The organism is Pseudomonas sp. SED1 (assembly GCF_034044025.1).
In the GTDB taxonomy this organism is placed as follows: Bacteria; Pseudomonadota; Gammaproteobacteria; order Pseudomonadales; family Pseudomonadaceae; genus Aquipseudomonas.
Map to the genome: position 1 here is coordinate 1 of NZ_JAXCIS010000189.1, position 26,950 is coordinate 26,950.

Annotated in this window: 26 protein-coding genes; 11 read left to right on the plus strand and 15 right to left on the minus strand. The window is 59.9% G+C overall.

From position 1 onward, the window contains the following. Positions 1–9: 9 nt before the first annotated feature. Positions 10–1,698 (minus strand): long-chain-fatty-acid--CoA ligase FadD2, encoded by a 1,689-nt coding sequence (gene fadD2 / locus SNL23_RS24415; protein WP_318303862.1) that lies wholly within the window; start codon positions 1,696–1,698, stop codon positions 10–12. Positions 1,699–1,905: 207 nt separating this feature from the next. On the opposite strand from fadD2, the gene SNL23_RS24420 reads away from it, so the two are divergent. Together SNL23_RS24420 and SNL23_RS24425 are read left to right on the plus strand one after the other, a co-directional pair. Further along, the gene (locus SNL23_RS24420) at positions 1,906–2,850 is read left to right on the plus strand and encodes an alpha/beta hydrolase (protein ID WP_076015852.1); all 945 of its coding nucleotides are present in this window, start codon (positions 1,906–1,908) and stop codon (positions 2,848–2,850) included. A gap of 58 nt (positions 2,851–2,908) precedes the next feature. Further along, on the plus strand, positions 2,909–3,379 hold the full coding sequence (locus tag SNL23_RS24425) for a MaoC family dehydratase (RefSeq protein ID WP_003213034.1): 471 nt from the start codon (positions 2,909–2,911) through the stop codon (positions 3,377–3,379). A 56-nt stretch (positions 3,380–3,435) separates the two neighbouring features. Here SNL23_RS24425 and SNL23_RS24430 read toward each other — a convergent pair whose 3' ends face one another. Then, positions 3,436–3,903 (minus strand): ferritin-like domain-containing protein, encoded by a 468-nt coding sequence (locus tag SNL23_RS24430; RefSeq protein WP_076015853.1) that lies wholly within the window; start codon positions 3,901–3,903, stop codon positions 3,436–3,438. Positions 3,904–4,109: 206 nt separating this feature from the next. On the opposite strand from SNL23_RS24430, the gene SNL23_RS24435 reads away from it, so the two are divergent. Continuing rightward, positions 4,110–4,346, plus strand: a complete 237-nt coding sequence (locus SNL23_RS24435; protein ID WP_003213031.1) for a DUF3820 family protein — start codon at positions 4,110–4,112, stop codon at positions 4,344–4,346. 12 nt (positions 4,347–4,358) lie between these two features. Beyond that, entirely contained in the window at positions 4,359–5,534 is a 1,176-nt protein-coding gene (locus SNL23_RS24440) for an aminotransferase class V-fold PLP-dependent enzyme (protein ID WP_318303863.1), read from the plus strand. Positions 5,535–5,734: 200 nt separating this feature from the next. Here the strand turns inward: SNL23_RS24440 and SNL23_RS24450 are convergent, their stop codons facing one another. The 3 genes from SNL23_RS24450 to zwf are packed head-to-tail and all read right to left on the minus strand — an operon-like array spanning position 5,735 to position 8,584. Further along, positions 5,735–6,400: a bifunctional 4-hydroxy-2-oxoglutarate aldolase/2-dehydro-3-deoxy-phosphogluconate aldolase gene (locus tag SNL23_RS24450; protein ID WP_076015855.1), complete on the minus strand. Its 666-nt coding sequence runs from the start codon at positions 6,398–6,400 to the stop codon at positions 5,735–5,737. A 17-nt stretch (positions 6,401–6,417) separates the two neighbouring features. Beyond that, positions 6,418–7,131 carry a 6-phosphogluconolactonase gene (gene pgl, locus SNL23_RS24455; RefSeq protein ID WP_318303864.1) on the minus strand — a complete coding sequence of 238 codons (714 nt, stop codon included), beginning with the start codon at positions 7,129–7,131 and terminating at the stop codon, positions 6,418–6,420. Next, positions 7,118–8,584, minus strand: coding sequence for a glucose-6-phosphate dehydrogenase (zwf, locus tag SNL23_RS24460; protein WP_076015857.1), 1,467 nt, complete (start codon positions 8,582–8,584; stop codon positions 7,118–7,120). Before zwf ends, pgl begins: the two co-directional genes overlap by 14 nt. A 218-nt stretch (positions 8,585–8,802) precedes the next feature. Between zwf and SNL23_RS24465 the strand changes: the two genes are divergently transcribed. Beyond that, positions 8,803–9,663, plus strand: coding sequence for a MurR/RpiR family transcriptional regulator (locus SNL23_RS24465; protein ID WP_173406104.1), 861 nt, complete (start codon positions 8,803–8,805; stop codon positions 9,661–9,663). 142 nt (positions 9,664–9,805) lie between these two features. On the opposite strand, the gene SNL23_RS24470 is transcribed toward SNL23_RS24465, so the two are convergent. From SNL23_RS24470 to SNL23_RS24515, 10 genes are all read right to left on the minus strand, one after another. Then, positions 9,806–10,651, minus strand: a complete 846-nt coding sequence (locus SNL23_RS24470; protein WP_318303865.1) for a D-hexose-6-phosphate mutarotase — start codon at positions 10,649–10,651, stop codon at positions 9,806–9,808. A 103-nt stretch (positions 10,652–10,754) separates the two neighbouring features. After that, positions 10,755–12,101, minus strand: coding sequence for a carbohydrate porin (locus SNL23_RS24475; RefSeq protein WP_063027703.1), 1,347 nt, complete (start codon positions 12,099–12,101; stop codon positions 10,755–10,757). Positions 12,102–12,206: 105 nt separating this feature from the next. Then, on the minus strand, positions 12,207–13,367 hold the full coding sequence (locus SNL23_RS24480) for an ABC transporter ATP-binding protein (protein WP_318303866.1): 1,161 nt from the start codon (positions 13,365–13,367) through the stop codon (positions 12,207–12,209). Between the two features lie 2 nt (positions 13,368–13,369). Continuing rightward, entirely contained in the window at positions 13,370–14,215 is an 846-nt protein-coding gene (locus SNL23_RS24485) for a carbohydrate ABC transporter permease (RefSeq protein ID WP_076015860.1), read from the minus strand. Beyond that, positions 14,208–15,116 carry a carbohydrate ABC transporter permease gene (locus SNL23_RS24490; protein ID WP_010169866.1) on the minus strand — a complete coding sequence of 303 codons (909 nt, stop codon included), beginning with the start codon at positions 15,114–15,116 and terminating at the stop codon, positions 14,208–14,210. The genes SNL23_RS24485 and SNL23_RS24490 overlap by 8 nt, the downstream gene beginning before the upstream one ends. A gap of 88 nt (positions 15,117–15,204) precedes the next feature. Further along, complete coding sequence (locus SNL23_RS24495) at positions 15,205–16,491, minus strand: ABC transporter substrate-binding protein (RefSeq protein ID WP_076015890.1); 1,287 nt, start codon at positions 16,489–16,491, stop codon at positions 15,205–15,207. 105 nt (positions 16,492–16,596) lie between these two features. Next, positions 16,597–17,856: a D-mannose isomerase gene (locus SNL23_RS24500; RefSeq protein ID WP_318303867.1), complete on the minus strand. Its 1,260-nt coding sequence runs from the start codon at positions 17,854–17,856 to the stop codon at positions 16,597–16,599. Between the two features lie 156 nt (positions 17,857–18,012). Continuing rightward, positions 18,013–18,840: an ATPase gene (locus tag SNL23_RS24505; protein WP_167665477.1), complete on the minus strand. Its 828-nt coding sequence runs from the start codon at positions 18,838–18,840 to the stop codon at positions 18,013–18,015. Between the two features lie 118 nt (positions 18,841–18,958). Beyond that, complete coding sequence (locus SNL23_RS24510) at positions 18,959–19,957, minus strand: NAD-dependent epimerase/dehydratase family protein (RefSeq protein ID WP_076015863.1); 999 nt, start codon at positions 19,955–19,957, stop codon at positions 18,959–18,961. A 52-nt stretch (positions 19,958–20,009) separates the two neighbouring features. Further along, on the minus strand, positions 20,010–20,903 hold the full coding sequence (locus SNL23_RS24515; RefSeq protein WP_318303870.1) for a LysR family transcriptional regulator ArgP: 894 nt from the start codon (positions 20,901–20,903) through the stop codon (positions 20,010–20,012). Between the two features lie 99 nt (positions 20,904–21,002). Here SNL23_RS24515 and SNL23_RS24520 point away from each other — a divergent pair, with 99 nt between their 5' ends. The 6 genes from SNL23_RS24520 to SNL23_RS24545 all read left to right on the plus strand — a co-directional run bounded on the left by SNL23_RS24520 (position 21,003) and on the right by SNL23_RS24545 (position 26,904). After that, positions 21,003–21,404 (plus strand): ACT domain-containing protein, encoded by a 402-nt coding sequence (locus SNL23_RS24520; RefSeq protein ID WP_318303871.1) that lies wholly within the window; start codon positions 21,003–21,005, stop codon positions 21,402–21,404. Between the two features lie 5 nt (positions 21,405–21,409). Then, positions 21,410–22,012 (plus strand): LysE/ArgO family amino acid transporter, encoded by a 603-nt coding sequence (locus tag SNL23_RS24525; protein ID WP_076015866.1) that lies wholly within the window; start codon positions 21,410–21,412, stop codon positions 22,010–22,012. Between the two features lie 187 nt (positions 22,013–22,199). Continuing rightward, entirely contained in the window at positions 22,200–22,796 is a 597-nt protein-coding gene (locus tag SNL23_RS24530) for a superoxide dismutase (RefSeq protein WP_003212997.1), read from the plus strand. A gap of 153 nt (positions 22,797–22,949) precedes the next feature. Further along, positions 22,950–23,126, plus strand: a complete 177-nt coding sequence (locus SNL23_RS24535; protein ID WP_167665475.1) for a hypothetical protein — start codon at positions 22,950–22,952, stop codon at positions 23,124–23,126. Positions 23,127–23,345: 219 nt separating this feature from the next. Next, on the plus strand, positions 23,346–25,403 hold the full coding sequence (locus SNL23_RS24540; protein WP_076015867.1) for a putative bifunctional diguanylate cyclase/phosphodiesterase: 2,058 nt from the start codon (positions 23,346–23,348) through the stop codon (positions 25,401–25,403). Between the two features lie 163 nt (positions 25,404–25,566). Then, entirely contained in the window at positions 25,567–26,904 is a 1,338-nt protein-coding gene (locus SNL23_RS24545) for an imelysin family protein (RefSeq protein WP_318303872.1), read from the plus strand. Positions 26,905–26,950: the final 46 nt, after the last annotated feature.

Sequence of the window (26,950 nt, forward strand, 5' to 3'; positions counted from 1 at the left end):
TATTTCAAATCAGGCTATGTCGCGCAATTCCCTGCGCAAGATCTTGCCCACCGGCGTCATCGGCAACGACTCACGCAACACAATGTGCTTGGGCACCTTGTAGCCGGTGAAGTTGGCCTTGCAGTAAGTCTTCAGTTCTTCAAGGCTCACGCCCTGGGCACGGGCCACCACAAACAGCTTCACCGCCTCCCCGGTACGCTCGTCCGGGACGCCGATCACCGCGCAGCTGGCCACTGCCGGGTGTGCCATCACCACGTCTTCGATCTCGTTGGGGTACACGTTGAAGCCCGAGACGATGATCAAATCCTTTTTGCGATCAACGATGCGCACAAAGCCGTCCGGGTCGATCACCGCGATATCGCCGGTCTTGAGCCAGCCCTCAGCGTCCAGGGTCTCGGCGGTCGCCACCGGTTGCTGCCAATAGCCCTTCATCACTTGCGGGCCCTTGATGCACAACTCGCCCCGCTCGCCCAGCGGCAACTCCACGCCGTTATCGTCGATGACCTTCATCGCCGTGCCCGGTACCGGAATGCCTACGGTGCCCAGCTTCGATTTGCCGCCATAGGGGTTGGTGCTGGCCACCGGCGAGGTTTCAGTAAGGCCATACCCTTCGCCAATCGCGCAGCCGGTCAGTTGCTGCCAGCGCTCCGCCGTGGCCTTGACCAGCGCGGTGCCGCCGGAGTTGGTGAGTTTGAGGTGGGAAAAATCCAGGCTCTTGAAGTCCGGGTGATCCATCAACGCCACAAACAGCGTGTTGAGCCCCAGCAGCCCGGTGAAGCGCCACTTCTTCAGCTCCTTGATAAAGCCGCCGATGTCCCGGGGATTGGTGATCAGCACGTTGTGGTTGCCCGACACCATCATGCACATGCAATTCGCGGTGAAGGCATAGATATGGTACAGCGGCAAAGGCGCGACCATCACCTCCTGCCCTTCCTTGATCAGCGGATGCCCGTCGTCCCCCAGTTGCGACATGCACGCCCGCACTTGCTGCATGTTGGCTACCAGGTTGCCGTGGGTGAGCATGGCGCCCTTGGCCAGGCCGGTGGTGCCGCCGGTGTATTGCAGCACGGCGATGTCGTCGAGGGTCACCGGGTGGCGGATGAGCGCCTGGCCGGCGCCCATGTGCAGGGCACGCTTGAAGGAGATGGCCTGGGGCAGGTTGTAGGCCGGGACCATCTTCTTGACCTTGTCGACCACGGTGTTGATCAGCCAGCCCTTGGCCGCAGGCATGAAATCGCCCATCTTCGCTTCGATCAGGTACTCGATCTCGGTGTCTTTACTGACTTCTTCAACCCGCGAACCGAAAAGGTTCAAGTACACCAATGCACGAATCCAGGCGTCCTTGAACTGATGGCGCATTTCCCGCGGGGTGTACAGGGGATTGGTATTGACCACGATCAGCCCGGCGCGCAGGGCGCCGAACACGGCAATCGGATAGTGCAGGACGTTGGGCATCTGCACCGCAATGCGGTCACCCGGCTTGAGGTCGGTGTGCACTTGCAGGTAGCCGGCGAACGCTGCGCTGCGCCGATCCAGCTCGGCGTAGGTCAGGGTGACTCCCATGTTGCTGAACGCCGGACGGTCGGCAAAAGTCTTGCAGGAACGCTCGAAGACTTCGATCACCGACTTGTAGGCGCTCAAGTCGATCTCGTTGGGAACCCCGGCCGCGCGTTTGTCATTCCAGAAATCAGGTTGCATTATTCTTGTCCTCTTACCTGAGTGGTCCGGCCGCTTTTGATTGCGATGAAAGCGGAGCTTTGGGGACGTTAGCAGCTATGGTCAATCAGGCAAATACAACAAGATGCGTCATTGATTGTGTGAATCTCCCCGCTAAGGCCAGCGCTGATCCACCGGCCCGAAGCTGATGAGCGATACACTGCAACGACCCTGAGCAAAGGAAGCGCCATGAACCACACCACTTTCTGGCTGACCGCGAATGACCGCAGTCGGGTGTACGTCAACCAATGGCTACCCGACGGGCCGCCCAAGGCGCTGATGATGCTGGCCCACGGCATGGCCGAGCACAGTGGCCGCTATGGGCGCCTCGCCCAGGCGTTGTGTGACGCCGGTTACGGCCTGTATGCCCCCGACCAGCGCGGCCACGGGCGTACCGCCGACGAGGGCACGCTGGGGTTGTTCGCCGAGAAAGACGGCTGGAATAAAGTGGTGGGCGACCTGGCGAGCCTGAACCAACACATCGGCCAGCAGGCGCCGGGCGTGCCGATCATCCTGCTGGGCCACAGCATGGGCAGCTACATCGCCCAGGCGTATCTGCTGCACCACAGCGCCAGCCTCAACGGGGCGATTCTCAGCGGCTCGAATTTCCAGCCGGTGGCGTTGTACGGCGCGGCCAAGGTGATTGCTCATGGCGAACGCTTGCGCCAGGGTTTGCGGGGACGCAGCGCGCTGATCGATTTCCTGTCATTTGGATCGTTCAACAAAGCGTTTAAACCCAATCGGACCGCTTTCGACTGGCTCAGCCGTGACCCGGCCGAGGTCGACAAGTACGTCAGCGACCCGCTCTGTGGCTTTCGTTGCACCAACCAGCTATGGATCGACCTGCTGGGCGGCTTGCAGCAAATCAGCAAAGCGTCCAATCTCGCTCAGATCGATCCGGGCCTGCCGATCCTGATAATGGGCGGCGAATGTGATCCGGTCAGTGAAGGCAAGCGTCTCAAAAGTCTGGCCAACGCTTTGCGCGAAGCCGGCTGCCAGAACCTGGAGCTGAGCATTTACCCGCAGGCGCGCCACGAATTATTCAACGAAACCAACCGTGATGCGGTCACAGCCGATGTGCTGACGTGGCTGGCCCAGGCTGCAGTGCTGCGCCGCCCTACTCGCTGCGAATGATTTTTCGTTTAAAATCAATACATTAAGATTATCGATTAGCCACAGGATGCACCATCTGATGACCCAGGTTACCAACACGCCTTACGAAGCCCTCGAAGTCGGCCAGACCGCCAGCTACAGCAAGACCGTCGAGGAGCGCGATATCCAGCTGTTCGCGGCGATGTCCGGCGACCACAACCCGGTGCACCTGGACGCCGAATTCGCCAAGGCGACCATGTTCAAGGAGCGCATTGCCCACGGCATGTTCAGCGGCGCCCTGATCAGCGCGGCGGTGGCGTGTGAACTGCCTGGGCCCGGCACGATCTACATCGGCCAGCAAATGACCTTCCAGAAGCCGGTCAAAATCGGCGACACCCTGACCGTGCGTCTGGAAATCCTGGAGAAGCTGCCGAAGTTTCGTGTGCGCATCGCCACTCGCGTGTTCAACCAGCGCGACGAGCTGGTGGTGGACGGTGAAGCCGAGATCCTCGCGCCGCGCAAGCAGCAGACGGTGACCTTGACCGAACTGCCGGCCATCAGCATCGGCTGAACCATCGCCCATAAAAAATCCCCGCATCTGCGGGGATTTTTTTATTCAGGTGGGGCTCAAGACTGAGCGCGCGCCTGGTTACGCAGGGCTTTCACCTGGTCGTGGTTGCGTTGTGCGCCGTGGAACTGACGCTCCACCAGGTCACGAATGCCCAGCAGGTTGTGCTTGTTGATCTTCTCGATCGCTTCTTTATAAGCCTTCAGTGCGTGGTCTTCACCGCGCTCGGCTTCGTTCAGCACTGCTTCTTCATCTTTACCGGTAACCATCGACTTCACGTCGACCCAGCCACGGTGCAAGGCACCGGCAACACTGCCGGATTTTTCCGGATCGCCGCCCAAGGCTTTGACAGCCGTCTGCAGTTCGGCAGCGGCGGTGGCGCAATCAACGGAACGTTTGGCAAACAGGGCTTTGAGCTCTGGGTGCTTGATGTCTTCTGCGCAGGTCTTGAAGCCTTCCTGGCCGTCTTTGCTGGTCTCGATCAGGTCGTTGAGTACGGAGATCGATTCTTTATTGATATCAGTCATTTTTCAATTCCTTCGCGGGTTAAGAAACGTGCATTAGTAATTGCAGCGCCCGTGCCAGCTTTTGAAAAACAAATTAATTGTTATTTTTCAATAACTTAAATATTAACCAAAAATCTGTATCCGCTTTATTTGCATGATCTGTCATTTGGCCTCCATGCAGAATGCCTGTATTTTCCAAGGCATCGACTCAAATACCTGAAGCCCCAATGAATCCTGAAAAACTTGAATTGCTGATCACCCGCGAAATGCCCTTCGGCAAGTACAAGGGCCGGATCATTGCCGACCTGCCCGGCCCCTACCTCAACTGGTTTGCCCGTGAAGGTTTTCCCCACGGTGAGTTGGGTGGGTTGCTGGCCCTGATGCAGGAAATCGACCACAACGGCTTATCCGAATTGCTGGAACCCCTACGCGCCAAACACGGCAAGCCCGCCCCTCGTCATTAATAGAGCACGCACATGGACAGTACCCGCGACGAACAACACTGGCACGAAATCGCCCGGCGCTACGACCTGGAACCCGGCCCGATCAACCTCGAAAACGGTTACTTCGGGCGCATGAGCCGCGCGGTACTGGAGCAGTATCAGGACAACGTAGCGTTCATCAATCGCAGCAATTCGATCCATGTGCGCCAGCGTTTCGAGCAGGGTGAAAACGTCGAGATTCGTAATCAGTTGGCGCAATTAATGGACGCAGATCCTGAAGCCATCGCCCTCACCCGCTGCGCCTCGGATGCGTTGCAGTCGCTGATTCGCAACTACAACCGCTTGCAGCCCGGCGACCAGGTGTTGATCAGCGACCTGGAGTACGACACCGTCAAGGGCGCCATGCGCTGGCTGGCGCATCACCGCGGGGTGGAGGTGATCGAGATTGCCCACGAGCACCCGGCCAGTTTCGACAGCCTGGTGCAGACGTATCGCGAAGCCTTCACGCGCTACCCGCGCCTGAAATTGCTCGCGCTGACCTACGTCACCCACCGCACCGGGCTGGTGATGCCGGTGGAAGCGATTGCCAGCGCGGCCAAGGAACACGGGATTGATGTGATCCTGGATGGCGCCCATGCGTTGGGGCAGATCGAATTCAACCTGGCGCAACTGGGCATCGCGTTTGCCGGCTTCAACCTGCACAAGTGGATTGGCGCGCCGTTGACCCTGGGCTTTATCTACATCGACCCGCAACGCTTGGCAGACATCGATCCGGACATGGGGGAGTTTCATTACCCGGCCACCGACGTGCGCGCACGTACGCCGTACAGCACGCCGAACTTCCCGGCGCTGATGACCTTGCCGCTGGTGTTCGAGGAACATCGCTTGTTGGGTGGCTCAAAGGCCAAGGGTGCCCGACTCAACTACCTGCGAGATTTGTGGGTGAGTGAGGTGCGGCAGTTGCCGGGGATTGAAGTGCTGACGCCGGATGATCCACGGCTGTATTGCGCGATTACCTCGTTCAAGTTTACTCATCAGCCAGATCAACAGGTGATGGCGGACCGACTGCTAAAGGAATATGACCTGTTTACCACGACCCGCAGCGGGGCATCGTTTGGCAGTTGTATTCGGGTAACACCCGGCTTTTTGACGTCAGCGGCAGACATTCATGTGCTGATCAAAGCCATCACCGAACTGAGCGCGAACTAACTGTAGGAGCGAGCTTGCTCGCGAAGGTCGTTAATGATGACACGGGAAACCTGACACCCGGCGGTGCTCTCGGGTTTTTCGCGAGCAAGCTCGCTCCTACAGGGGGGGTGGCCTTTCAGCAGGCAAAAAAAAGCGGCACACCGACCAAGTGCGCCGCAAAAATGCCGTAGAACACAGCAACAACGATTCGGTAAATCCAATCAGTCCAGCAGGGCCAGCGCCTCGGCGGTGGTTTCCTGGATGCGTGCCCAGTCGCCGTTCTTGACCCATTCAGGATCAAGCATCCAGCTGCCGCCCACGCACATCACATTCTTCAACGCCATGTAGCTCTTGATGTTGGCCGGGCCAACACCGCCAGTCGGGCAGAATTTCACTTCGCCAAACGGGCCGCCCAAGGCCTTGATAGCCGCCACGCCACCGCTGACCTCAGCCGGGAACAGTTTGAAGCGGCGATAACCCAAGCCATAACCTTCCATGATCCCGGAAGCATTGCTGATGCCCGGCAACAGCGGAATCGAGCTGTGTACCGAGGCTTCCAGCAGGTCACGGGTGATCCCGGGGGTGACGATAAACTGTGAACCGGCCACTTCGGCGGCTTCGAGCATCTGGCGATCCAGCACGGTACCGGCACCGGTGCACAGCTCCGGACGTTGCTCGCGCAACACCTGGATGGCCTTGAGGCCGAACTGCGAACGCAGGGTCACTTCCAGTGCGGTCAAACCACCGGCAGCCAGGGCATCGGCCAAAGGCAGAATGTCCTGTTCACGGGCAATGGTGATCACCGGCAGGATCCGCGCCTTGGCGCAGAGGCTGTCGATCAAGGCAACTTTGTCCGCCATGGAAACGGTAGGTTGAGGGCTGTTCATCGCGGCTGATCCTTGGCTCATGGGCACCAGTAAATCTCTAAAGTAGGTTGCAAAAACGCGCGTATCGGCATGGCAGCAACGTCGTCACTGGCCAGCGCGGCGCTCAAGGTGGTCAATTTCGAACTGCCGGAAATCGACAGCACGGTGTAGTGGGCGGTAGCCAGCAACGCGCGACTCATGGTCAGGCGCTGGTGCGGTACGGTCGGGGCCAGCATCGGCCAGCAACGACGGCTGCCATCGGGCTTCAGTGCTTCAGCCAGGTTCGGGCTGTTGGGGAACAGCGACGCGGTGTGGCCGTCGTCGCCCATGCCCAGTACCAGCACGTCAATCGCCGGCAACTCGGCCAGCAGGCGATCGGCCTGCTCGGCAGCGTCATCAAGGGTGGCGGCAACGCTGTACAGGCTCAGGAACTTCGCCTTGGCCGCCGGGCCTTGCAGTAAATACTTCTTCAACAGGCCAGCATTGCTGTCGGCATGCTCTACCGGCACCCAACGCTCGTCGGCCAGGGTGATGGTCACCTTGGACCAGTCCAGGCCTTGCTTGGCAAGGTTCTGGAAGAACGCCACCGGGCTGCGGCCACCGGACACTACCAGGGTCGCTTCGCCACGGGCACTGATGGCCGTGCGCAGTTGCTCGGCCACATCATTGGCCAAACCGTCGGCCAGCAGCACCGGGTTGCGGTACTCATGGGCCGTCACGCCCTGAGGCAGTTTCAAATCAGATATCGCCATACCAAGACCTCCCGTCCCGCGTGATCAGTGCAATCGAGCTCATCGGCCCCCAGGACCCCGCCGCATACGGCTTGGGCGCATCACCGGATTTTTTCCACCCGGCGATCAACTGGTCACACCACTTCCACGCGGCTTCGATTTCATCTTTGCGCACAAACAGGTTCTGGTTGCCACGCATGACTTCAAGTAACAACCGCTCGTAGGCATCGGGAATCCGTGCGCTGCGATAGGTGTCGGAAAAATTCAGTTGCAGCGGCCCGCTGCGCAGTTGCATGCCCTTGTCCAGGCCCTGCTCCTTGGTCATCACGCGCAAGGAAATCCCTTCGTCCGGCTGCAGGCGGATGATCAGTTTGTTGCTGATCTGCAAGCGCTGCTCGGGGGCGAAGATGTAGTGGGACGGTTCCTTGAAGTGGATGACAATCTGCGACAGCTTTTGCGGCATGCGCTTGCCGGTGCGCAGGTAGAACGGCACCCCGGCCCAACGCCAGTTACGAATATCGGCACGCAGGGCGACGAAGGTTTCGGTGTCGCTCTGGGTGTTGGAGTTCTCTTCTTCCAGGTAACCCGGCACCGGCTTGCCGGCGCTGTAGCCGGCGATGTATTGGCCGCGCACCACCTGGGTGGTCAGGCCGTCCGGGCTAATGGGCGCCAGGGCCTTGAGCACCTTGACCTTCTCGTCACGAATACTGTCGGCAGACAGGTCGGCCGGCGGGTCCATGGCGATCAGGCAAAGCAGCTGCAGCAGGTGATTCTGGATCATGTCCCGCAGTTGCCCGGCCTTGTCGAAATAGCCCCAGCGACCTTCGATGCCTACCTGCTCGGCCACGGTGATTTCTACGTGGGAGATGTAGTTCTGGTTCCACTGGGTTTCAAACAGGCTGTTGGCAAAACGCAAGGCGATCAGGTTCTGGACGGTTTCTTTGCCCAGGTAGTGGTCGATGCGGTAGGTGCGGTTTTCCGGGAAAAACTGCGCCACGGCGTCGTTGACCTTGCGCGACGAATCCAGGTCCGAGCCGATGGGTTTTTCCAGGACCACGCGGGTGTTTTCCGCCAGGCCAACCTTGGACAGGTTCTCGCAGATTGCGCCGTACACCGCCGCCGGGGTGGCGAAGTAGGCAATCAGGCGTTGTTCGGTGCCGGCTTTTTCGGCCAGGGCGACGTAGTCGTCAGCCTTGAGGAAATCGACGTGCAGGTACGTCAGGCGTGCCAGGAAACGCTGGGCGACGGTTTCGTCCAGCTCCTTGCCAACGTAGCTACGCAATTCTTTTTCGATGTGTGCCAGGTGCTGTTGCTCGGAACCGGCCTCGCGGGCCAGTGCCAGGATGCGCGTGTCTTCGTGCAGGAGACCCGCGCCATCAAGTTGATAGAGGGCAGGAAATAACTTGCGCAGCGCCAGATCACCCAAGGCGCCAAACAGGGCAAAGGTGCAGGGTTCTACGGTTATCGAAGGCATGATGTTTGTTCTTTTATCAAGTTAAGCTACAAATACCTTTTTTTAAGGCATCACTCAAGGAAAAATGTAGTAATAACCACAACATTTTCCCGAAAAACGTATTCCGAGTGGTGGTGTTCAACTACCCTCAGTAGGATAGGCCACCGCAAAGGGCCGCTCGTCGATTGGTTGACGACCCTTATTTGCATCGTCGCCCTAAGGAAACATGAATGGACCGCGTGCGAAATCTACTGGAACAGATCCAGAAACGCCTCGAAGAACTGAACAAGGCTGAACGTAAAGTCGCCGAGGTCATCCTGCTCAACCCGCAGCAGGCGACCCGCTTCTCTATCGCCGCCCTCGCCCAGGCCGCTTCGGTCAGCGAACCTACAGTGAACCGCTTCTGCCGCTCGTTCGGCGTGAGTGGTTACCCTGAACTTAAATTGCAGCTGGCGCAAAGTCTGGCCAGTGGCGCGGCGTATGTCAGCCGTGCGGTGGAGGCCGATGATAACCCCGAGGCCTACACCCAGAAGATCTTTGGCAGTGCCATCGCGTCCCTCGACAGCGCCTGCCAGGCCCTGGACCCGAACCTGATCAGCAAGGCCGTCGACCTGCTGATCCAGGCCCGGCAGATCCACTTCTTTGGCCTGGGTGCTTCGGCGCCGGTGGCCATGGACGCCCTGCACAAGTTTTTCCGTTTCAACCTGTCGGTCACGGCCCATGCTGATGTGTTGATGCAACGGATGATTGCCTCGGTGGCTCACACCGGGGAATTGTTCGTGATCATTTCCTACACCGGGCGTACTCGCGAGCTGGTGGAAGTGGCGCGAATTGCCCGGGAGAACGGCGCCTCGGTGCTGGGCGTGACCGCCGAGAACTCGCCGCTGGCCAAGGCCAGTACGGTGAGCCTGAACATTCCGTTGCCGGAGGACACCGACATCTACATGCCGATGACCTCGCGGATCATTCAGTTGACGGTGCTGGATGTGTTGGCGACAGGCATGACCTTGCGTCGCGGGGTGGATTTCCAGCCTCATTTGCGCAAGATCAAAGAGAGTTTGAACGACAGCCGGTATCCGGTTGGGGATGAATTCAACTAGGCCCAAATCTACTGTGGCTGTGCCGGCCTCTTCGCGAGCAAGCCCGCTCCCACATTAGACCGAGTTCCACTTTTGGAATGCAGTCGAATGTGGGAGCGGGCTTGCTCGCGAAAGCGGCATCAGCAACACCGGAACATCCGGATCAGGCCCCCGCCCTGGCCTGCAAACTCAAATGCGCCCTCTCCCCCGGCGCCAGGCTCGCAGCAGCCATCGCCGACTCCACACACACAAACCCCGACGCCTCATTGAAGCTCACCCCCAGCAACGGCCGGGTCCCCGGATGCCACACCACCGTGTCGGCACTCTCGCCGGTGTCGATGCACAACTCACGCTGCCAGGCGTGGTCCTTGAGGTGCAATTCGCCCTCGTGCTGGAACACCCGCTGACAGCCGCCATCCACCCGCAACTCACCTTCCTGCTGGCACGCCTGGCGATTGAGCTGGTCGTAGCCCTGCGCTCCATCAAGCCCAGACAGCGCTACCTCACCCACGTTGCCAATCCGCCAATAGGCGTGCAACGCATGGCTCAGTTGGCACGGCAGTTCATCCTGGTGCTCGGTGGCCAGGCGCAATTCCAGGGTTTCCCCCAGGTGCGCGTGCAGGTCCACTTGCCAATCGCATAGCTGCAATTGCCAGTGCAAACGCACGCCGTCGTCGTCGGTGCTGCTGTCCAGCAGTTTCCAGTCGATCAGCCGTGCCCAGCCATGGGACGGCCAGGCGTTTTCGCTGGGATGGCGGCCATACCACGGCCAACACACCGGCACGCCGCCACGAATGGCGCCGACCTGCGGCCACTTGGCCGCGCACCACAGCCAGGGTTTCTGACCCGTGGGCTGAAAATGCAGCAATTGCGCGCCCTGGCGACTGAGCACCGCCTGGCAGAGCGGGTGATCGATCACCAGCACATCGCGCATCTGGAAGCGCTCCCAGGCGAATACCGGCCGCTCGCGCAGGGATATGAAAAAGCGTTGCAGCGGATGCTCATGCATGTGCCACGGTCCTGAATATCTTCACAATGCTGCCCAAAAAAAAGCGGATAGCCATGGCTATCCGCAAAATGCGCACAGAGAGAAGGAGCTTATCGCAACAGCGTTAGAACGTAGACTGAATTTTCAGGCCCGCTACTACCGCGTTGTCGACTTGCTTAACACCACCTGGGTTGGCGATGTATTGCAGGTTAGGACGCACGGTCAGCCAGTTGGTGACGTGGAAGCCGTAGTTGAGTTCGACGTTGTACTCAGTGTTACGCAGCGGCGCGTAACCCGACTGGTCGTAATCCGTGAAACCGCCCGCTGCGTTGAGCAACTCAGCGTTTTTCTTCACGTCACTGTTGGCATGGATACGGGATACACCGATACCCACGTCATCTTTTGTACGTGCGTCGAATGGACCTTTATACACAAGCATCAGCGACTGGTAGTTGTCGACCAGGTTGGTGTCTTTGTCGTGGAAGGTGACGTTGGCCGCGATGTTCAAGCCGCGGGAAGCATCGCCATTGTGGGTGGTGAGTTGCTGTTGCAGAACGCCCCAGTAACCGCTTTTGCTGCTGCGAACGCGGAAGGCTGCGCCCGTGGTGCCAGCATCGTTACCGTTGACGTCTTCACGTACGTCGGTAGCGTCGGCGGTGCTCTTGTAGTAACCCACACGGTATTCGCCCGGCAGGCCATTGACCTTCGGCGACCAGACCAATTCAACCGGCAATACGGTGCCCTTGGTGCCACTGCCGCTGAGTTTGAAGCCGTTGCCGTGCTCCAGTTGCGACGGGTTCTGGTTGTACGCACCGATTTGCGCATACAGCTCAGGCGTGATGTTGTACTTCACGCGGATAGCCGCCTGGCTGACTGGCCAGTTGTACCAGGTGTTTACATAGTTACCGACCTGCGAGCCACAGAACGACAGGTTCTGGAAGTCGCACGGGAAGGTGTTGAAGTCTTCGCCTTCACCGAAGTAACCGAGTTTCACGTCCAGCTTGTTGTCGAACATCTGGTGCTGAATCCAGAACTGGGTCAGACGCACCATGTGGCCTCGGCCGTCGACTTCTTGAGACGAACTCAAGGTGCCGGCACGCGGGTCACCAATACGGTCGTTGGAGATGTTTGCGCCATTACGATTGGTCAGCTGGATCTTGGCCTGGGTGTTATCCCAGCCCCACAGCTTTTGCAGGTCCAATGCCACGCCCAGACCGAACTGGTCGGCGTAACGGGCAGTTTTGTCGTTGTTGTAGCCACCGCTGAGGTTGCCACCGACTTCACCGACGTAATCCGCCTTGATGTCGATACCTTGCTCGATCAGTTTGGTACGCTCGCCGCCCCAATCGCCGGTCATCCACTTGGAATCGGCGCTGAACGCGTCGTCCGCCATCGCATTGGCGGACAGTACCAGGGCGGCTGCTGCTGACAGTTGGCAGATCAGCCGGGTGTTGTTGTGGTGCTTTTTCATCCCTACATCCTCGTCTTTATTGTTATTAACTGTTTTTATCTAACGCGGTTTACTTCTTTGTGAGAGCAGGACTCTCACAAAAGCCCCTACACATCATTTGAAACTTCAGCGTCCCTTGAATTGAGCAACGTTGTCCGCACGGTCCTGTGCCGGCAACGAAGTGGCAGTGCCCAGGCGCTCGCCGGTCTTGGCGTCGAACAGCAACACCTTGGCCGGGTCGAACTGCAAGGTCAGGGTCTCGCCCACTTGCGGTGCCACATCGGGCGCCAGGCGGCAGCAGACCTTGGTGTCATTGATTTGCACGAACACCAGGGTGTCCGGACCAGTCGGCTCGGTGACTTGCACCTCGGCGCGAATGGTCGGCGCGCCAGTGGCTTCGGCGGCGGCCAGCACGATCTGCTCCGGGCGCAGGCCCAGGATCACTTCGCGGTCTTCCAGGCCCGCATCGTTCATGTTCAACGGCAATTCACAGCGTGCCTGGCCGCTGTCCAGCAGCGCCACCAGGCGGCCGTCCTTGCGTTGCAGGCGCAGTGGAATGAAGTTCATCGGTGGTGAACCGATAAAGCTTGCCACAAACAGGTTGGCCGGGTCGTTATAGATTTCTTTCGGCGTGCCGAACTGCTGGATGATGCCGTCCTTCATCACCGCCACTTTGTCGCCCAGGGTCATCGCTTCGATCTGATCGTGGGTGACGTAGACGGTGGTGGTTTTCAGACGCTGGTGCATCAGCTTCATTTCGGTACGCATCTCGACCCGCAGCTTGGCGTCGAGGTTGGACAGTGGTTCGTCGAACAGGTAGATCTTCGGTCGACGCGCCAATGCACGGCCCATGGCCACACGCTGTTGCTGGCCGCCGGAGAGCTGACCCGGCTTGCGTTTGAGCAGGTGCTCGATCTGCAGCAGCTTGGCCACTCGCGCCACTTCTTCGTCGATCGCCGCCTGGGGCATCTTGCGGATTTTCAGGCCGAACTCGATGTTCTCGCGCACGCTCATGGTCGGGTACAGCGCGTAGGACTGGAACACCATGGCGATGTCGCGATCCTTGGGGCTCATGCCGCTGACGTCCTGGTCGCCGATCATGATCGCGCCACCGGTGATGTTTTCCAGGCCGGCAATGCAGTTCATCAAGGTCGATTTACCGCAACCCGAAGGCCCGACCAGGATCAGGAACTCACCTTCCTTGATCGACAGTTCGATGTTCTTCAGGGTGTCCGGCAAGCCGGTACCGTAGGTCTTGTTTACGTTACGAAGTTCAAGCGTTGCCATGATTACCCCTTGACCGCGCCGGCCGTCAGGCCGCGCACGAAATACTTGCCTGCGACCACATAGACCAGCAGGGTCGGCAGCCCGGCGATCATCGCCGCCGCCATATCAACGTTATATTCCTTGACCCCGGTGCTGGTGTTGACCAGGTTGTTCAGCGCCACCGTGATGGGCTGCGAATCACCGCTGGAGAACACCACGCCGAACAGGAAGTCGTTCCAGATCTGCGTGAACTGCCAGATCAGGCACACCATGATGATCGGTGTCGACATCGGCAGGATGATCAGCCGGAAGATCGTGAAGAACCCCGCGCCATCCAGGCGTGCCGCCTTCACCAGTGCATCGGGAATGCTGACGTAGTAGTTACGGAAGAACAGTGTCGTAAAGGCCAGGCCGTAGACGATGTGCACGAACACCAGGCCCGTGGTGGTACTGGCCAGGCCCATCTTGCCGAGGGTGAACGAGGCTGGCAGCAGCACCGTCTGGAACGGCAGGAAGCAGCCGAACAGCAACAGGCCGAAGAACAACTGCGAACCGCGGAACCGCCACATCGACAGCACGTAGCCGTTCAACGCGCCGATGCCGGTAGAGATCAGTACCGCCGGAACGGTGATCTTGATCGAGTTCCAGAAGTAACCGTCAACCGTGGCCCAGGCTTTCACCCAGCCAATGCCGGTGACCACGGTGGGCCAGCTCAGCAGGTTGCCGGTGCTGATGTCTTCCGGGGTCTTGAAGCTGGTCAGCAACATGACCACCAACGGCACCAGGTACAGCAGGACAGCGAGGATCAGCACCGCGTAGATCGCGACGCGGCTCAGGCTGATGGCAGGTTTGCCGGCGAGACTAGTCATTACGCTTGGTCCTTAGCTCGGAGTACAGGTAAGGCACGATGATTGCGAGAATCGCACCGAGCATCAGAATCGCACTGGCCGAACCCATGCCCATCTGGCCGCGGCTGAAGGTGAAGGAGTACATGAACATCGCCGGCAGGTCGGAGGAATAACCCGGACCACCCGCGGTCATTGCCGCCACCAGGTCGAAACTCTTGATCGCGATGTGCGCCAGGATCATCACCGCACTGAAGAACACCGGACGCAGGCTTGGCAGCACCACTTTCCAGTAAATGCGCGGCATGCTCGCGCCGTCGATCTGCGCGGCGCGGATGATCGATTGATCAACACCGCGCAGGCCGGCGAGGAACATCGCCATGATGAAGCCCGAGGCTTGCCATACAGCGGCGATCACCAGGCAGTACACCACACGGTCCGGGTCGATCAGCCAGTCCAGGCGAAAGCCTTCCCAGCCCCAGTCTCGCAGCAATTTGTCCAGGCCCATGCCCGGGTTGAGCAGCCATTTCCAGGCAGTACCAGTAACGATCATAGAGAGCGCCATCGGGTACAGGTAAATGGTGCGAATGAAGCCTTCACGACGGATTTTCTGGTCGAGAAAAATCGCCAGGGTAACGCCGATTACCAAGGTGATGCCGATGAACATGCCACCGAACACCGCAAGGTTCTTGCTCGCCACCCACCAACGGTCGTTGTCGAACAAGCGCGCATATTGAGCCAGGCCTACGAACTTGTAGGTCGGCAGGAACGTCGAGTTAGTGAACGACAGAACGAACGTCCACAGGATGTAGCCATAGAAGCCCACCAGAACGATGAACATGCTCGGCGCCAACACCAGTTTGGGTAGCCAGCGCTGCAGTGCATCGAACGGCGAGGCTTTGCTGAACACAGCAACAGAACTCATGGGAAAATCCAGTACAGGGAAAAAGGACTACAGGAACATGCCTTGTGGGGGTTAGGGGTCCCCCCACAAGACCATTCAGTACTAACCGTTACTTGGCCGACTTGACCGCGCTGTACAGTTGCTTCGCGGTGGTTGCCGGATCAGCGGACGGGTTGTTGATGTAGTTGGTGACGACGTCAAAGAACGCGCCTTGTACGGCCAGCGTGGTCGCCATGTTGTGCGCCATGCTCGGTTGCAGGCCGCCAGTCTGGGCGTCTGCCAGGAAGTCCTTGGCAGCGGTCTGGGCGCAGGAGTCGAAGCCGTATTTGCCCATGTCTTTCAACATGTCGATACGAACCGGGATCGAGCCCTTGTTGATGCTGAAGACTTTCTGGAAGTTTTCGCTCAACACGACTTTGGCGATGTCCTGCTGGCCAGCAGCAGTGCCTTTGTCTTTCTGCTTGAACACCGCCAGGGAGTCGATGTTGTAGGTGAACGCCTTGTCGGTGCCCGGGAAGGCTACGCACTCGTAGTCTTTGCCGGCGACTTTCTTGGCGGCGGTCCATTCACTCTTGGCCCAGTCACCCATGATCTGCATGCCGGCCTTGCCGTTGATGACTTTGGCGGCTTCCAGGTTCCAGTCCTGGCCTTTGCCGTCGGCGTCCATGTAGGTCGCGACTTTCTTCAGCTCGGTCAGGGACTTGATCATTTCAGGGCCGGTCAGGGCTTTTTCGTCCAGGTCGACCAGGGCTTTCTTGTAACCGTCAGCCCCCATGACCGAGAGCACGACCGCTTCGAAAACGGTGCTGTCCTGCCAAGGCTGGCCACCGTGGGCGAGCGGAATGAAGCCCGCGGCCTTGAGCTTGTCGCCCGCTGCGTAGAATTCTTCGAGGGTGGTCGGGTTCTTGGTGATACCGGCTTTCTTGAAGACTTCCGGGTTGATCCACAGCCAGTTGACACGGTGGATGTTCACCGGCACGGCGACGTAGTCACCTTCGTACTTCACGGTATCGGAGACTTTCTTGTCCAGCAGGCTGTCCCACTTCTCTTCTTTGGCAGGAGCCTTCAGGACGTCGGTGTCGAGCAGCCCGGTGGACGCCCATTCCTGGATGTCGGGGCCTTTGATCTGGGCCATGCCTGGCGGGTTGCCAGCAACGGCGCGGCTTTTCAGTACGGTCATGGCAGTCGAACCACCACCGCCGGCAACGGCACCGTCTTTCCAGGTGAAACCGTCTTTTTCAACTTGAGCCTTCAGGACATCTACTGCCGCTTTCTCGCCACCCGAGGTCCACCAATGCACAACTTCAACCGTCCCTTTCGAGTCGGCGGCAAAAGCACTGAGGGGAAACAACGAGGCAACGGAAATAGCAACGGCGAGGCGACTGATCGCTTTCATCTGAGTACCTTTTTTCTTGTTGTTATGCATGCAAGTCGGTGCTTGCGCTGCAAACGAGTTTAAACAGGGATTTTTAGGTGCAGGTAACAAAGGGACGCCAAAATGTCACCACTTGGTGACATAACGCCCGGCGGCCACGGCACTGGCCATGCTCGGTGCCAAGGGTAGACCCGGCAGCAAGACAGACTGCCAGGCGTGATACAGGTCCGGTTTACCGCCCCAGATCTTGCTGCCGGGCTGGTTTTTCGGGCTCAGTTCGTGGTGCCAGCTGCCATGGGTGCGGTCAATGAAATGGCTTTCACAGAACTCCCAGAAGCGCCGGTACCAGATTTCGTAATGCAGCTCACCCGTGCGCTTGAGCAGCGCCTGGGCAGCGGCGCTGGCTTCGCAATGGGTCCAGTGCAGGCGCTCGCGCACCACGGGGCGCTGGCTCCAGTCGAGGGTGTAGACAATGCCGGGGGCGCCGTCGACGGCCCAGGCATATTCGCAGGCACTGGCGAACAGGCCTTTGACGTCGGTCAACAACCACTCAGGCGTGACGAGCCCGGCATCCAGGCGTGCGGCCTCAAGGTGCAGCACCAGCCGCGCCCATTCAAAGCCGTGGCCGGGGGTGATGCCGTAGGGGCGAAAACCATCGGCCGGGTTGTCTTCGTTGTAACCGCGCAAGGGTTGCCAGTGGCTGTCGAAATGCTCGATCACCATGTCCCGGTTTTCCGCCGCATGGGTATGAATAATCCGTTCGACGATGCGTAGCGCGCGGTCCAGCCAACGGGTTTCACCGGTGACATCGGCCAGGGCCAGGAAGGCTTCGGTGGCGTGCATGTTGCTGTTGGCGCCGCGGTAGGCTTCTACACCGCTCCAGTCCTGGGCAAAGGACTCGAGCATCGCGCCCTCCTCTTCGCTCCAGAAATACTGGTCGATGATGTGGGTCGCGTCGTTGAGCAAGGTTTGTGCGCCGGGCGCGCCGGCCACTACTGCGGAGCTGGCAGCCAGGGCCACAAAGGCGTGCAGGTAGGCGGCCTTGCCGGTGTTGCCATCGCGGGCATTGGGCGTGGCAAACCAGCCGCCGTGCCGGGCATCGCGCAGCGGGCCGCTGAGGGCCGCAACCCCGTGTTCCACCAGGTCGGCATAACCTGGCAGGCCCAGGCTATGGGCCATGGCGAAGCTGTGGGTCATGCGGGCGGTGTTCATGGTTTCAGCGACGGCATCGGGCGGCAAAACGCCGTGATCGTCGAGGTTGCCGAAGCCTTCAGGCAGCTTGGAAGCCTTGGCGAATGACAGTAGGCGCTGGCCTTCAGCGGCAAGCCAGGCGTGGTGGGCAGGAGCGTTCAGCCAACTACTGGCAGGCAGTGGTTGCGTGGTCATGATTAGCCCTTTTTATTATGTGCGGGATGACGGGAGTCTAAACAAGGGCGAGACGAGGGCAAGTAACGAAGGAGGTAGGAAATGTCACCGGATGGTGACATTGATTGTGCTAGGCCCTGTAGGAGCTATGTGTATGAAGCCTACAGGGCCCCAAGATCATTGCTGCCCGAGAGGGGTGATCCGTGCCGGCTGGTTGATCTGTTGCTGCAGGTTCTGCACCTGGCTTTGCAAGGCAGTGACGTTGCGTGTGGTCTGGATGCGGAACACGTCGAACTCCTTGGTGGACGGGCCGTCGGAGGCTGCTGCGCGGCTGTCCAGTTCGCTCTTGAGGACCACAAGGTCCTGCTCCAGACGGGCGATGGCGGCCGTGGGGTTGCCCTGCTTTTTCAGGGCCGCGACGTCGGCGGACAGCTCCTTGAACTCGTTGTCCCGGGACTTGAGGGTTGCCACCGCCTCCGTCAAGGCCTGTACCTGGCCTTGCAGTTGCGCATTGGCACTGGACAGCTGGGTGGTGCTGGCAGTCATTTGCTCCAGGCGCTTGTCCAGGTCAGTGGCCTGGCCGGCCACGCCCAACTGCTGCTTGCCCTGCTCCAGCAGTTGGGTTTCCAGCTGCTTGATCTGCAGTTTCAGGGCTTCACTGCCGTTGTTCACGCTGGCCTCGCTGGCCACCACCTTGCCGGAAATGTCCTGAAGGCGCCCGGCCGCTTCCTCGCTGATACGCGCGAAGCTTTCCTGGGTGGCCACCAATTGCTGGCCCATCAGGGAGATCTGCTGGAAGCTCCACCAGGCAAGGCCGGCAAAGGCAAACAGCAGCGCGCCGACTAATGCCCACAACGGCCCGGTACTGGCGCTTTTGACCTTGACCACAGGCGTTGGCCGGGAACGCACGGACGTGGCCGGCGTAGGCTCGAAATCATCGTCGTCCGAGGTGTCAGCCCGCAGGCTGGGAACGTTGTCAAAGTCGTCGTTAGCATCGTTACGCATGAATCAACCTTCAAACCTTTGAGGTGGCATATGAATAGCCAAGCGCCGGAGTATAAACCCCCGACCCGCCGCACTGATCGACCCTGGGTCGCAAATTCGGTTCCCGGTGTGTTGCCGGTTATTTAAGTGCTGCGTCCTGGGCCTTCCACCAACTGCAGAACTCGTCGAGGGCCGCCCACAGGCTGACCTTGGGCTGGTAGTCGAGATAATGCCGTGCGCGGGTGATGTCGAGGGTGAAATCTTTGTTCATGACCTGCATGCCCAGCCGTGACAAAGACGGTTCCGGCCGCCCCGGCCACATCGCACAGAAGGCCTCGTTAAGCGCCGCAACGCTGTAGGACACGCCGTAGGAGCGGTAACGGGTGACCTGGGGCAGGTCCATTTGACGCATCACGTAGTTCACCACATCCCACACCGGAACCGGCGTCCCGTTGCTGATATTGTAGGCCTTGCCCAACGCCGAACCCGTTGCCAGCAGCCCGCTGAGCAGGGCTTCATTGAGGTTGTGCACGCTGGTGAAATCCACCTTGTTCAGGCCGTCACCGACAATCGCCAGGCGGTTCTTGCGCTGCATCTTCAACAGGCGCGGGAAGATACTCATGTCACCGGCACCGGTGACAAAACGCGGGCGCAGGGCCAGCACTTCGAGGCCGAACTCCTGGGCGCCAAACACCTTTTGTTCCGCCAGGTATTTGGTGGCCGCATAGGGATGCTTGAAGCGCTTGGGCACTTGTTCTTCGGTCAACCCCAAGTGGTCGCGCCCGTCGAAGTAGATCGACGGCGACGACAGGTGCACCAGGCGCCCGACCCGCTGCTTGAGGCAGGCCTCCACCACGTTTTCGGTGACCAGCACATTGCCCTGATGGAAATCCTGATAGCGCCCCCACAGCCCCACTGCCCCGGCGCAATGCACCACGGCCTCGACGTCGCGGCACAGCTCGCGCACCAGGTCCGGATCATTCAAATCACCCTGGATAAACTCGGCGCCGCGCCGTACCAGGTGTTCCACACCTTCGGCCCGCCGCCCGTTGACCCGCACGTCCAGGCCCTGCTCCAGGGCGAAACGCGCAAAACGCCCGCCAATGAAGCCGCTTGCGCCGGTGACCAGAATTTTCATGACTTACTCCGCATTCTTTCGTTTTTCATCGCTGTTGCCTTGACGCTGGCCATCACGCCAACGGCACCAACCATTGCCCCGTTGTGTGTGCCAGATGATCCGTCAGCAACCCCAGCAATTGTCCACCACTGCGCCAATGATGCCAGTACAGCGGCACATCGATCGGCTTATCTGGCAATAACTCCACCAGCACGCCCCTTTCCAGTTGGTCGCGCACCTGCAATTCGGGCACCAGGCCCCAGCCCAATCCGGCTTCCGTCAGACGGATAAAACCTTCGGACGACGGGCATAAATGGTATTCGAAACCACCGTCGACACCCAGGGAAGCCAGATAGCGATGCTGCAGAAAATCATCCGGGCCGAACACCAGCGCCGGGGTGCGGGCCAGTTGATCGGCGCGTACGCCATCGGGAAAGTGCCGCGCGACAAACGCCGGGCTGGCCAGCGCCCGATAACGCATGGCACCGAGCAACAGGCTGCGGGCACCGGCCACCGGGCGTTCGCTGGCGCAGATACACGCCGCCACTTCGCCGGCACGCATGCGTTTGAGGCCGACGGTCTGGTCTTCTACGACTAAATCCAGCAGCAGGTGTTGCTCGGCGCAGAAGTCACTCACGGCCTCGGCCCACCAAGTGGCGAGGCTGTCGGCATTCAAGGCGATGCGCAGACGCTCCGGCATGCCCTCTTCATCCAGCGCAGGCACCTGGCTTTGCAGGTCGCGCTCCAACAGCCGCACCTGTTGCACGTGGTTGAGCAAACGGCGGCCAATCTCGGTGGGCGTCGGCGGCGTGGCGCGCACCAGTACGGGCTGGCCGATACGCGCTTCCAGCAGCTTGATGCGTTGGGAAATCGCCGATTGCGAGATTCCCAACACCTGGGCGCCCCGTTCGAAACCGGCCTGCTCCACCACCGCTGCCAGGGCGGAAAGCAATTTATAGTCGAACATCAGTTTTCCTAATGAGCGATCAGCAATATTGGTTTTTCTTATACAGCCTTGGACGGGAGAATAGCCAGCATCGCTTCTTCTTATTCAAGGACCTTCCACATGGCTGGCGAAACCGCCCTGGCAACCCTGCTGCGCAGCATGAGCCCACAGCTCAACGACGGCGACTACGTGTTCTGCACCCTGGCCGACAGCCGCATCCCCGAAGGTTGCGAAGTAATCGGCAGCTTCCGCGAGCAAGAAGGCCTGACGCTGATCGTCGAGCGCCAGCAGGCCGAACGCGCCGGACTGGCCTTCGAATACGTAGCGGCGTGGATCACCCTGAATGTGCATTCGGCCCTGGAAGCCGTCGGCCTGACCGCGGCGTTCGCCACCGCCTTGGGCAAAGCCGGGATCAGTTGCAACGTGATTGCCGGCTACTACCACGATCACTTGTTTGTTGGCCGCGCCGATGCTGAGCGCGTGATGAAGGTGTTGCAGCAATTGGCGGCGGGCGCGGAGTAAATCCTATGTGGCAGAGCTATACGAACGGCCTGTTGGTGGCCTTTGGTTTGATCATGGCGATCGGCACCCAGAACGCCTTTGTCCTGGCGCAGAGCCTGCGGCGCGAACATCACCTGCCCGTGGCGGCCTTGTGCGTGGTGTGCGATGCGATCCTGGTGGCCGCCGGCGTGTTCGGCCTGGCGACCGTGCTGGCGCATAACCCGATATTGCTGGCGGTTGCCCGTTGGGGCGGCGCGGCGTTCCTGTTGTGGTACGGCACCCTTGCCCTGCGCCGGGCCTGCTCGAAGCAAAGCCTGGGCCAGGGCGAGAACCTCAAGGTGCGCTCCCTGAAGGCGGTGATGCTCAGCGCCCTCGCGGTGACCTTGCTCAATCCCCACGTGTATCTGGACACCGTTCTGTTGATCGGCTCCCTCGGCGCCCAGCAGACCGAACCGGGCGCGTATGTGGCCGGTGCCGCCAGCGCTTCATTCCTGTGGTTCATGACCCTGGCCCTGGGCGCCGCGTGGCTGGCACCGTGGCTGGCGCGCCCTGCCACCTGGCGAATTCTGGACCTGTTGGTGGCCGCCATGATGTTCAGCGTGGCTTATCAATTAATCAGCGCCGCATAAACTTTTTTCAACAGAAGCCAAAACCCTCTGGAACCTCTATCCCACACAGTTGTTGCGTGGTTTTGCCGCACCCCCGGTGCTATGATCCAGCCCCTGCGCCGCAAAGAGTACAAACTCCCCGGCGCTTGTTTGGCCGCCCGTGATCGGCCTTGCGCTCACCGCAACTGACCTGATTAGGAGAATCATCATGGCTTTCGAATTGCCGCCGCTGCCCTACGCACACGATGCCCTGCAGCCGCACATTTCCAAGGAAACCTTGGAGTATCACCACGACAAGCACCACAACACCTATGTCGTGAACCTGAACAACCTGGTGCCTGGCACCGAGTTCGAAGGCAAGACCCTGGAAGAAATCGTCAAGTCTTCTTCGGGCGGCATCTTCAACAACGCCGCTCAGGTCTGGAACCACACCTTCTACTGGAACTGCCTGGCGCCAAACGCCGGCGGCCAACCTACCGGCGCACTGGCTGAGGCGATCAACGCAGCCTTCGGTTCGTTCGACAAGTTCAAAGAAGAATTCACCAAGACTTCCGTCGGCACCTTCGGTTCCGGTTGGGGCTGGCTGGTGAAAAAGGCTGACGGTTCCCTGGCCCTGGCCAGCACCATCGGCGCCGGCAACCCGCTGACCAGCGGCGACACCCCGCTGCTGACCTGCGACGTCTGGGAACACGCTTACTACATCGACTACCGCAACGTGCGTCCAAAGTATGTGGAAGCGTTCTGGAACCTGGTCAACTGGAAGTTCGTGGCTGAGCAGTTCGAAGGCAAAACCTTCACTGCTTAAGTACTACTTGCAGTAGAAAGAGCCCGGCGATTGCCGGGCTTTTTTGTGGGGGTTACAAAAGCGTAATGCAGGACGCGTGGAACTCAAGGCGATGAACTGGCCACCCAACAAGTGAGAGAAATAACTCTCTCATTTCAGTTAGGAGAGTCCGCAATGGATCCTTTATCGATGGGAATGTCAGCCGCTTCAACAGCCATGCCGCTGGCAGAAAAAGGCATGGACCTGCTGAGCAAGCTCATGGATTCAAAAAGTCAGGGAGCTGGTGAGGAGCCGGGCAAAATCGGCGAAGATGCCCACCAGAAATCCTCCGCGCAGATTACTTTCGGCTAACAAAACCCTCGGCAACCTCTCGCGAGCTATAAAAAAGGCATTCGCCTACGCTCCCCGCGCAGTACCAGAGGACGGCGGACTGGGTCCGCCCTCCTCCTTCCCGACCTTCACTTGTTAATATTCAGGCTCTGCGGGCCCAATGTTCCTTTGACTGCCCTCACGGGATTGCCAATACTCATGGCATATTGAGGCTACCCGCATGGAACAAGGAATACCCCTTTGAAGCTGGAACTCAAAAACAGCTTGTCGGTGAAGTTGCTACGGGTGGTGCTGCTTTCGGCATTGGCGGTGGGCGTGGTACTTAGCGCGGCGCAGATCGTCTTTGACGCCTACAAGACGCGTCAGGCCGTGGCTGGCGATGCCCAGCGTATCCTCGACATGTTTCGCGACCCGTCCACCCAGGCCGTCTACAGCCTGGACCGGGAGATGGGCATGCAGGTCATCGAAGGTCTGTTCCAGGACGATGCCGTGCGCATGGCCTCCATCGGCCACCCCAACGAAACCATGCTCGCGGAAAAAACCCGCGACCTGCAGCAATCCCCGACCCGCTGGCTGACTGACCTGATCCTGGGCCAGGAACGCACCTTCACCACGCCGCTGGTGGGGCGCGGGCCTTATAGCGAGTACTACGGCGACCTGAGCATCACCCTCGACACCGCCACCTATGGCAAAGGGTTTCTCGTCAGCTCGGTGATCATTTTCATCTCCGGCGTACTGCGGGCCCTGGCCATGGGCCTGGTGTTGTACCTGGTCTATCACTGGCTGTTGACCAAGCCGCTGTCGCGCATCATCGAGCACCTGAGTTCGATCAACCCCGACCGCCCCAGCGAGCACAAGATCCCGCAGCTCAGGGGCCACGAGAAAAACGAACTGGGTCTTTGGATCAACACCGCCAACCAGTTGCTCGAATCCATCGAGCGCAACACGCACTTGCGCCATGAGGCGGAAAACAGCCTGCTGCGCATGGCTCAGTACGACTTTCTCACTGGCCTGCCGAACCGCCAGAAGCTGCAGGAGCAGTTGGACAAGATCCTGATCGACGCCGGCCGACGCCAACGTAGCGTCGCAGTGCTGTGCGTGGGGCTGGATGACTTCAAAAGCGTCAACGAGCAGTTCACCTACCAGGCCGGCGACCAATTGCTGCTGGCTCTGGCCGACCGTCTGCGGGCCCACAGCGGCCGCCTCGGCGCCCTCGCCCGCCTGGGTGGCGACCAATTCGCCCTGGTGCAGGCCGATATCGAGCAACCCTACGAAGCCGCCGAGCTGGCACAAAGCATTCTTGATGACTTGGAGGCGGAATTCGCCCTCGACGATGGGCACGAGCAGATCCGCCTGCGCGCCACCATCGGCATCACCCTGTTCCCGGAAGACGGTGACAGTACCGAGAAGCTGCTGCAAAAAGCCGAACAGACCATGACCCTGGCCAAGAGCCGTTCTCGCAACCGGTACCAGTTCTACATCGCCAGCGTCGACAGCGAAATGCGCCGCCGCCGCGAGCTGGAAAAGGATTTGCGCGACGCCCTGAGCCGCGAGCAGTTCCACTTGGTGTACCAGCCACAGATCAGCTATCTCGACCATCGCGTGGTAGGTGTCGAAGCCTTGATTCGCTGGCAGCACCCGGAACACGGTCTGGTGCCGCCCGACCTTTTTATCCCCCTGGCGGAACAGAACGGCACCATCATTGCCATCGGCGAATGGGTGCTGGACCAGGCCTGCCGGCAACTTCGGGAGTGGCACGACCTGGGCTTCACCGAACTGCGCATGGCGGTCAACCTGTCGACCGTACAGTTGCACCACGCCGAGTTGCCACGGGTGGTCAACAACCTGCTGCAAATCTACCGCCTGCCGCCCCGCAGCCTGGAGCTGGAAGTCACCGAGACCGGCCTGATGGAAGACATCAGCACCGCCGCCCAGCACCTGCTGAGCCTGCGCCGCTCCGGGGCGCTGATTGCGATTGATGACTTCGGCACTGGCTATTCGTCCCTGAGCTATCTGAAAAGCCTGCCGCTGGACAAGATCAAGATCGACAAGAGCTTCGTCCAGGACCTGCTGGATGACGACGACGACGCGACCATCGTGCGGGCGATCATCCAGCTCGGCAAAAGCCTCGGCATGCAGGTGATCGCCGAAGGTGTGGAGACCGCCGAACAGGAGGCGTACATCATCTCCGAGGGTTGCCACGAAGGTCAGGGTTACTACTACAGCAAACCGCTGCCGGCACGGGAGTTGGTGGCCTACTTGAAACAGGCCCAACGCAATAACGCCGCCATTCTCTGAAACAATGCTGGCCACCGCGAGCACCCGCGCCGGCGGCCGGCACACCGATACAAAATATTTCCTGCTTATATCCCTTTACACAAAATGCAAATCTTTCGCATTATGTCGCAGTTTTGCGCGTCCCCCCGCGTGACCCACCCTCAACCGAAGCAGGATGTTCGCCATGATTCGTATGCCCCTGGCCACCGCCAGCCTTCTCGCCATTGCCATTTCTCTTGCCGGTTGCGGTGAAGGCAAAGACAAGGCCGCCGCGCCTCAAGCCCCGGCCGCCGCCAGCACTCCAGCCCCCGCGGCTGCACCGGCAGGCCAGGTCGACGAGGCCGCTGCCAAGGCCGTGGTCGCGCATTACGCTGACATGGTCTTCGCCGTATACAGCGATGCCGAGTCCACCGCGAAAACCCTGCAAACCTCGATCGACACCTTCCTTGCCAACCCGAACGACGACACCCTGAAAGCGGCCCGTACCGCCTGGATCGCCGCTCGCGTGCCGTACCTGCAGAGTGAAGTGTTCCGCTTCGGCAACACCATCATTGACGACTGGGAAGGCCAAGTGAACGCCTGGCCCCTGGACGAAGGCCTGATCGATTACGTCGACAAGACCTACGAACACGCCCTGGGCAACCCTGGCGCAACGGCCAACATCATCGCCAACAACGAAATCCAGGTCGGCGAAGACAAGGTCGATGTGAAAGACATCACCCCGGAAAAACTCGCCAGCCTGAACGAGCTGGGCGGTTCCGAGGCCAACGTGGCCACCGGTTACCACGCGATTGAATTCCTGCTCTGGGGCCAGGACCTGAACGGCACCGGCCCGGGCGCCGGCAACCGTCCAGCATCGGACTACATGACCGGTGATGGTGCTACTGGCGGCCACAACGAGCGTCGCCGCACCTACCTGCGCGCCGTGACTCAACTGTTGGTCAGCGACCTGGAAGAAATGGTCGGCAACTGGAAACCCAACGTCGAAGACAACTACCGCGCCACCCTGGAAGCCGAGGCGCCGACCGATGGCCTGCGCAAAATGCTGTTCGGCATGGGTAGCCTGTCCCTGGGCGAACTGGCCGGTGAGCGCATGAAGGTTTCCCTGGAAGCCAACTCGCCGGAAGACGAACAGGATTGCTTCAGCGACAACACCCACAACTCGCACTTCTATGACGCCAAGGGTATTCGTAACGTTTACCTGGGTGAGTACACCCGCACCGACGGTACCAAGATGACCGGCGCCAGCCTGTCGTCCCTGGTGGCCAAGGCTGACCCAACTGCCGACGCAACGCTGAAAGCCGACCTGGCGTCGACCGAAGCGAAGATCCAGGTGATGGTCGACCACGCCAACAACGGCGAGCATTACGACCAGTTGATCGCTGCCGGTAACGATAAAGGCAACCAGATCGTGCGTGATGCGATCGCAGCCTTGGTCAAGCAGACCGGTTCGATCGAACAGGCCGCTGGCAAGCTGGGCATCAGTGACTTGAACCCGGATAACGCTGATCACGATTTCTGATCCGTGCAGCGCTGAATGAGGCGACCTTCGGGTCGCCTTTTTTGTG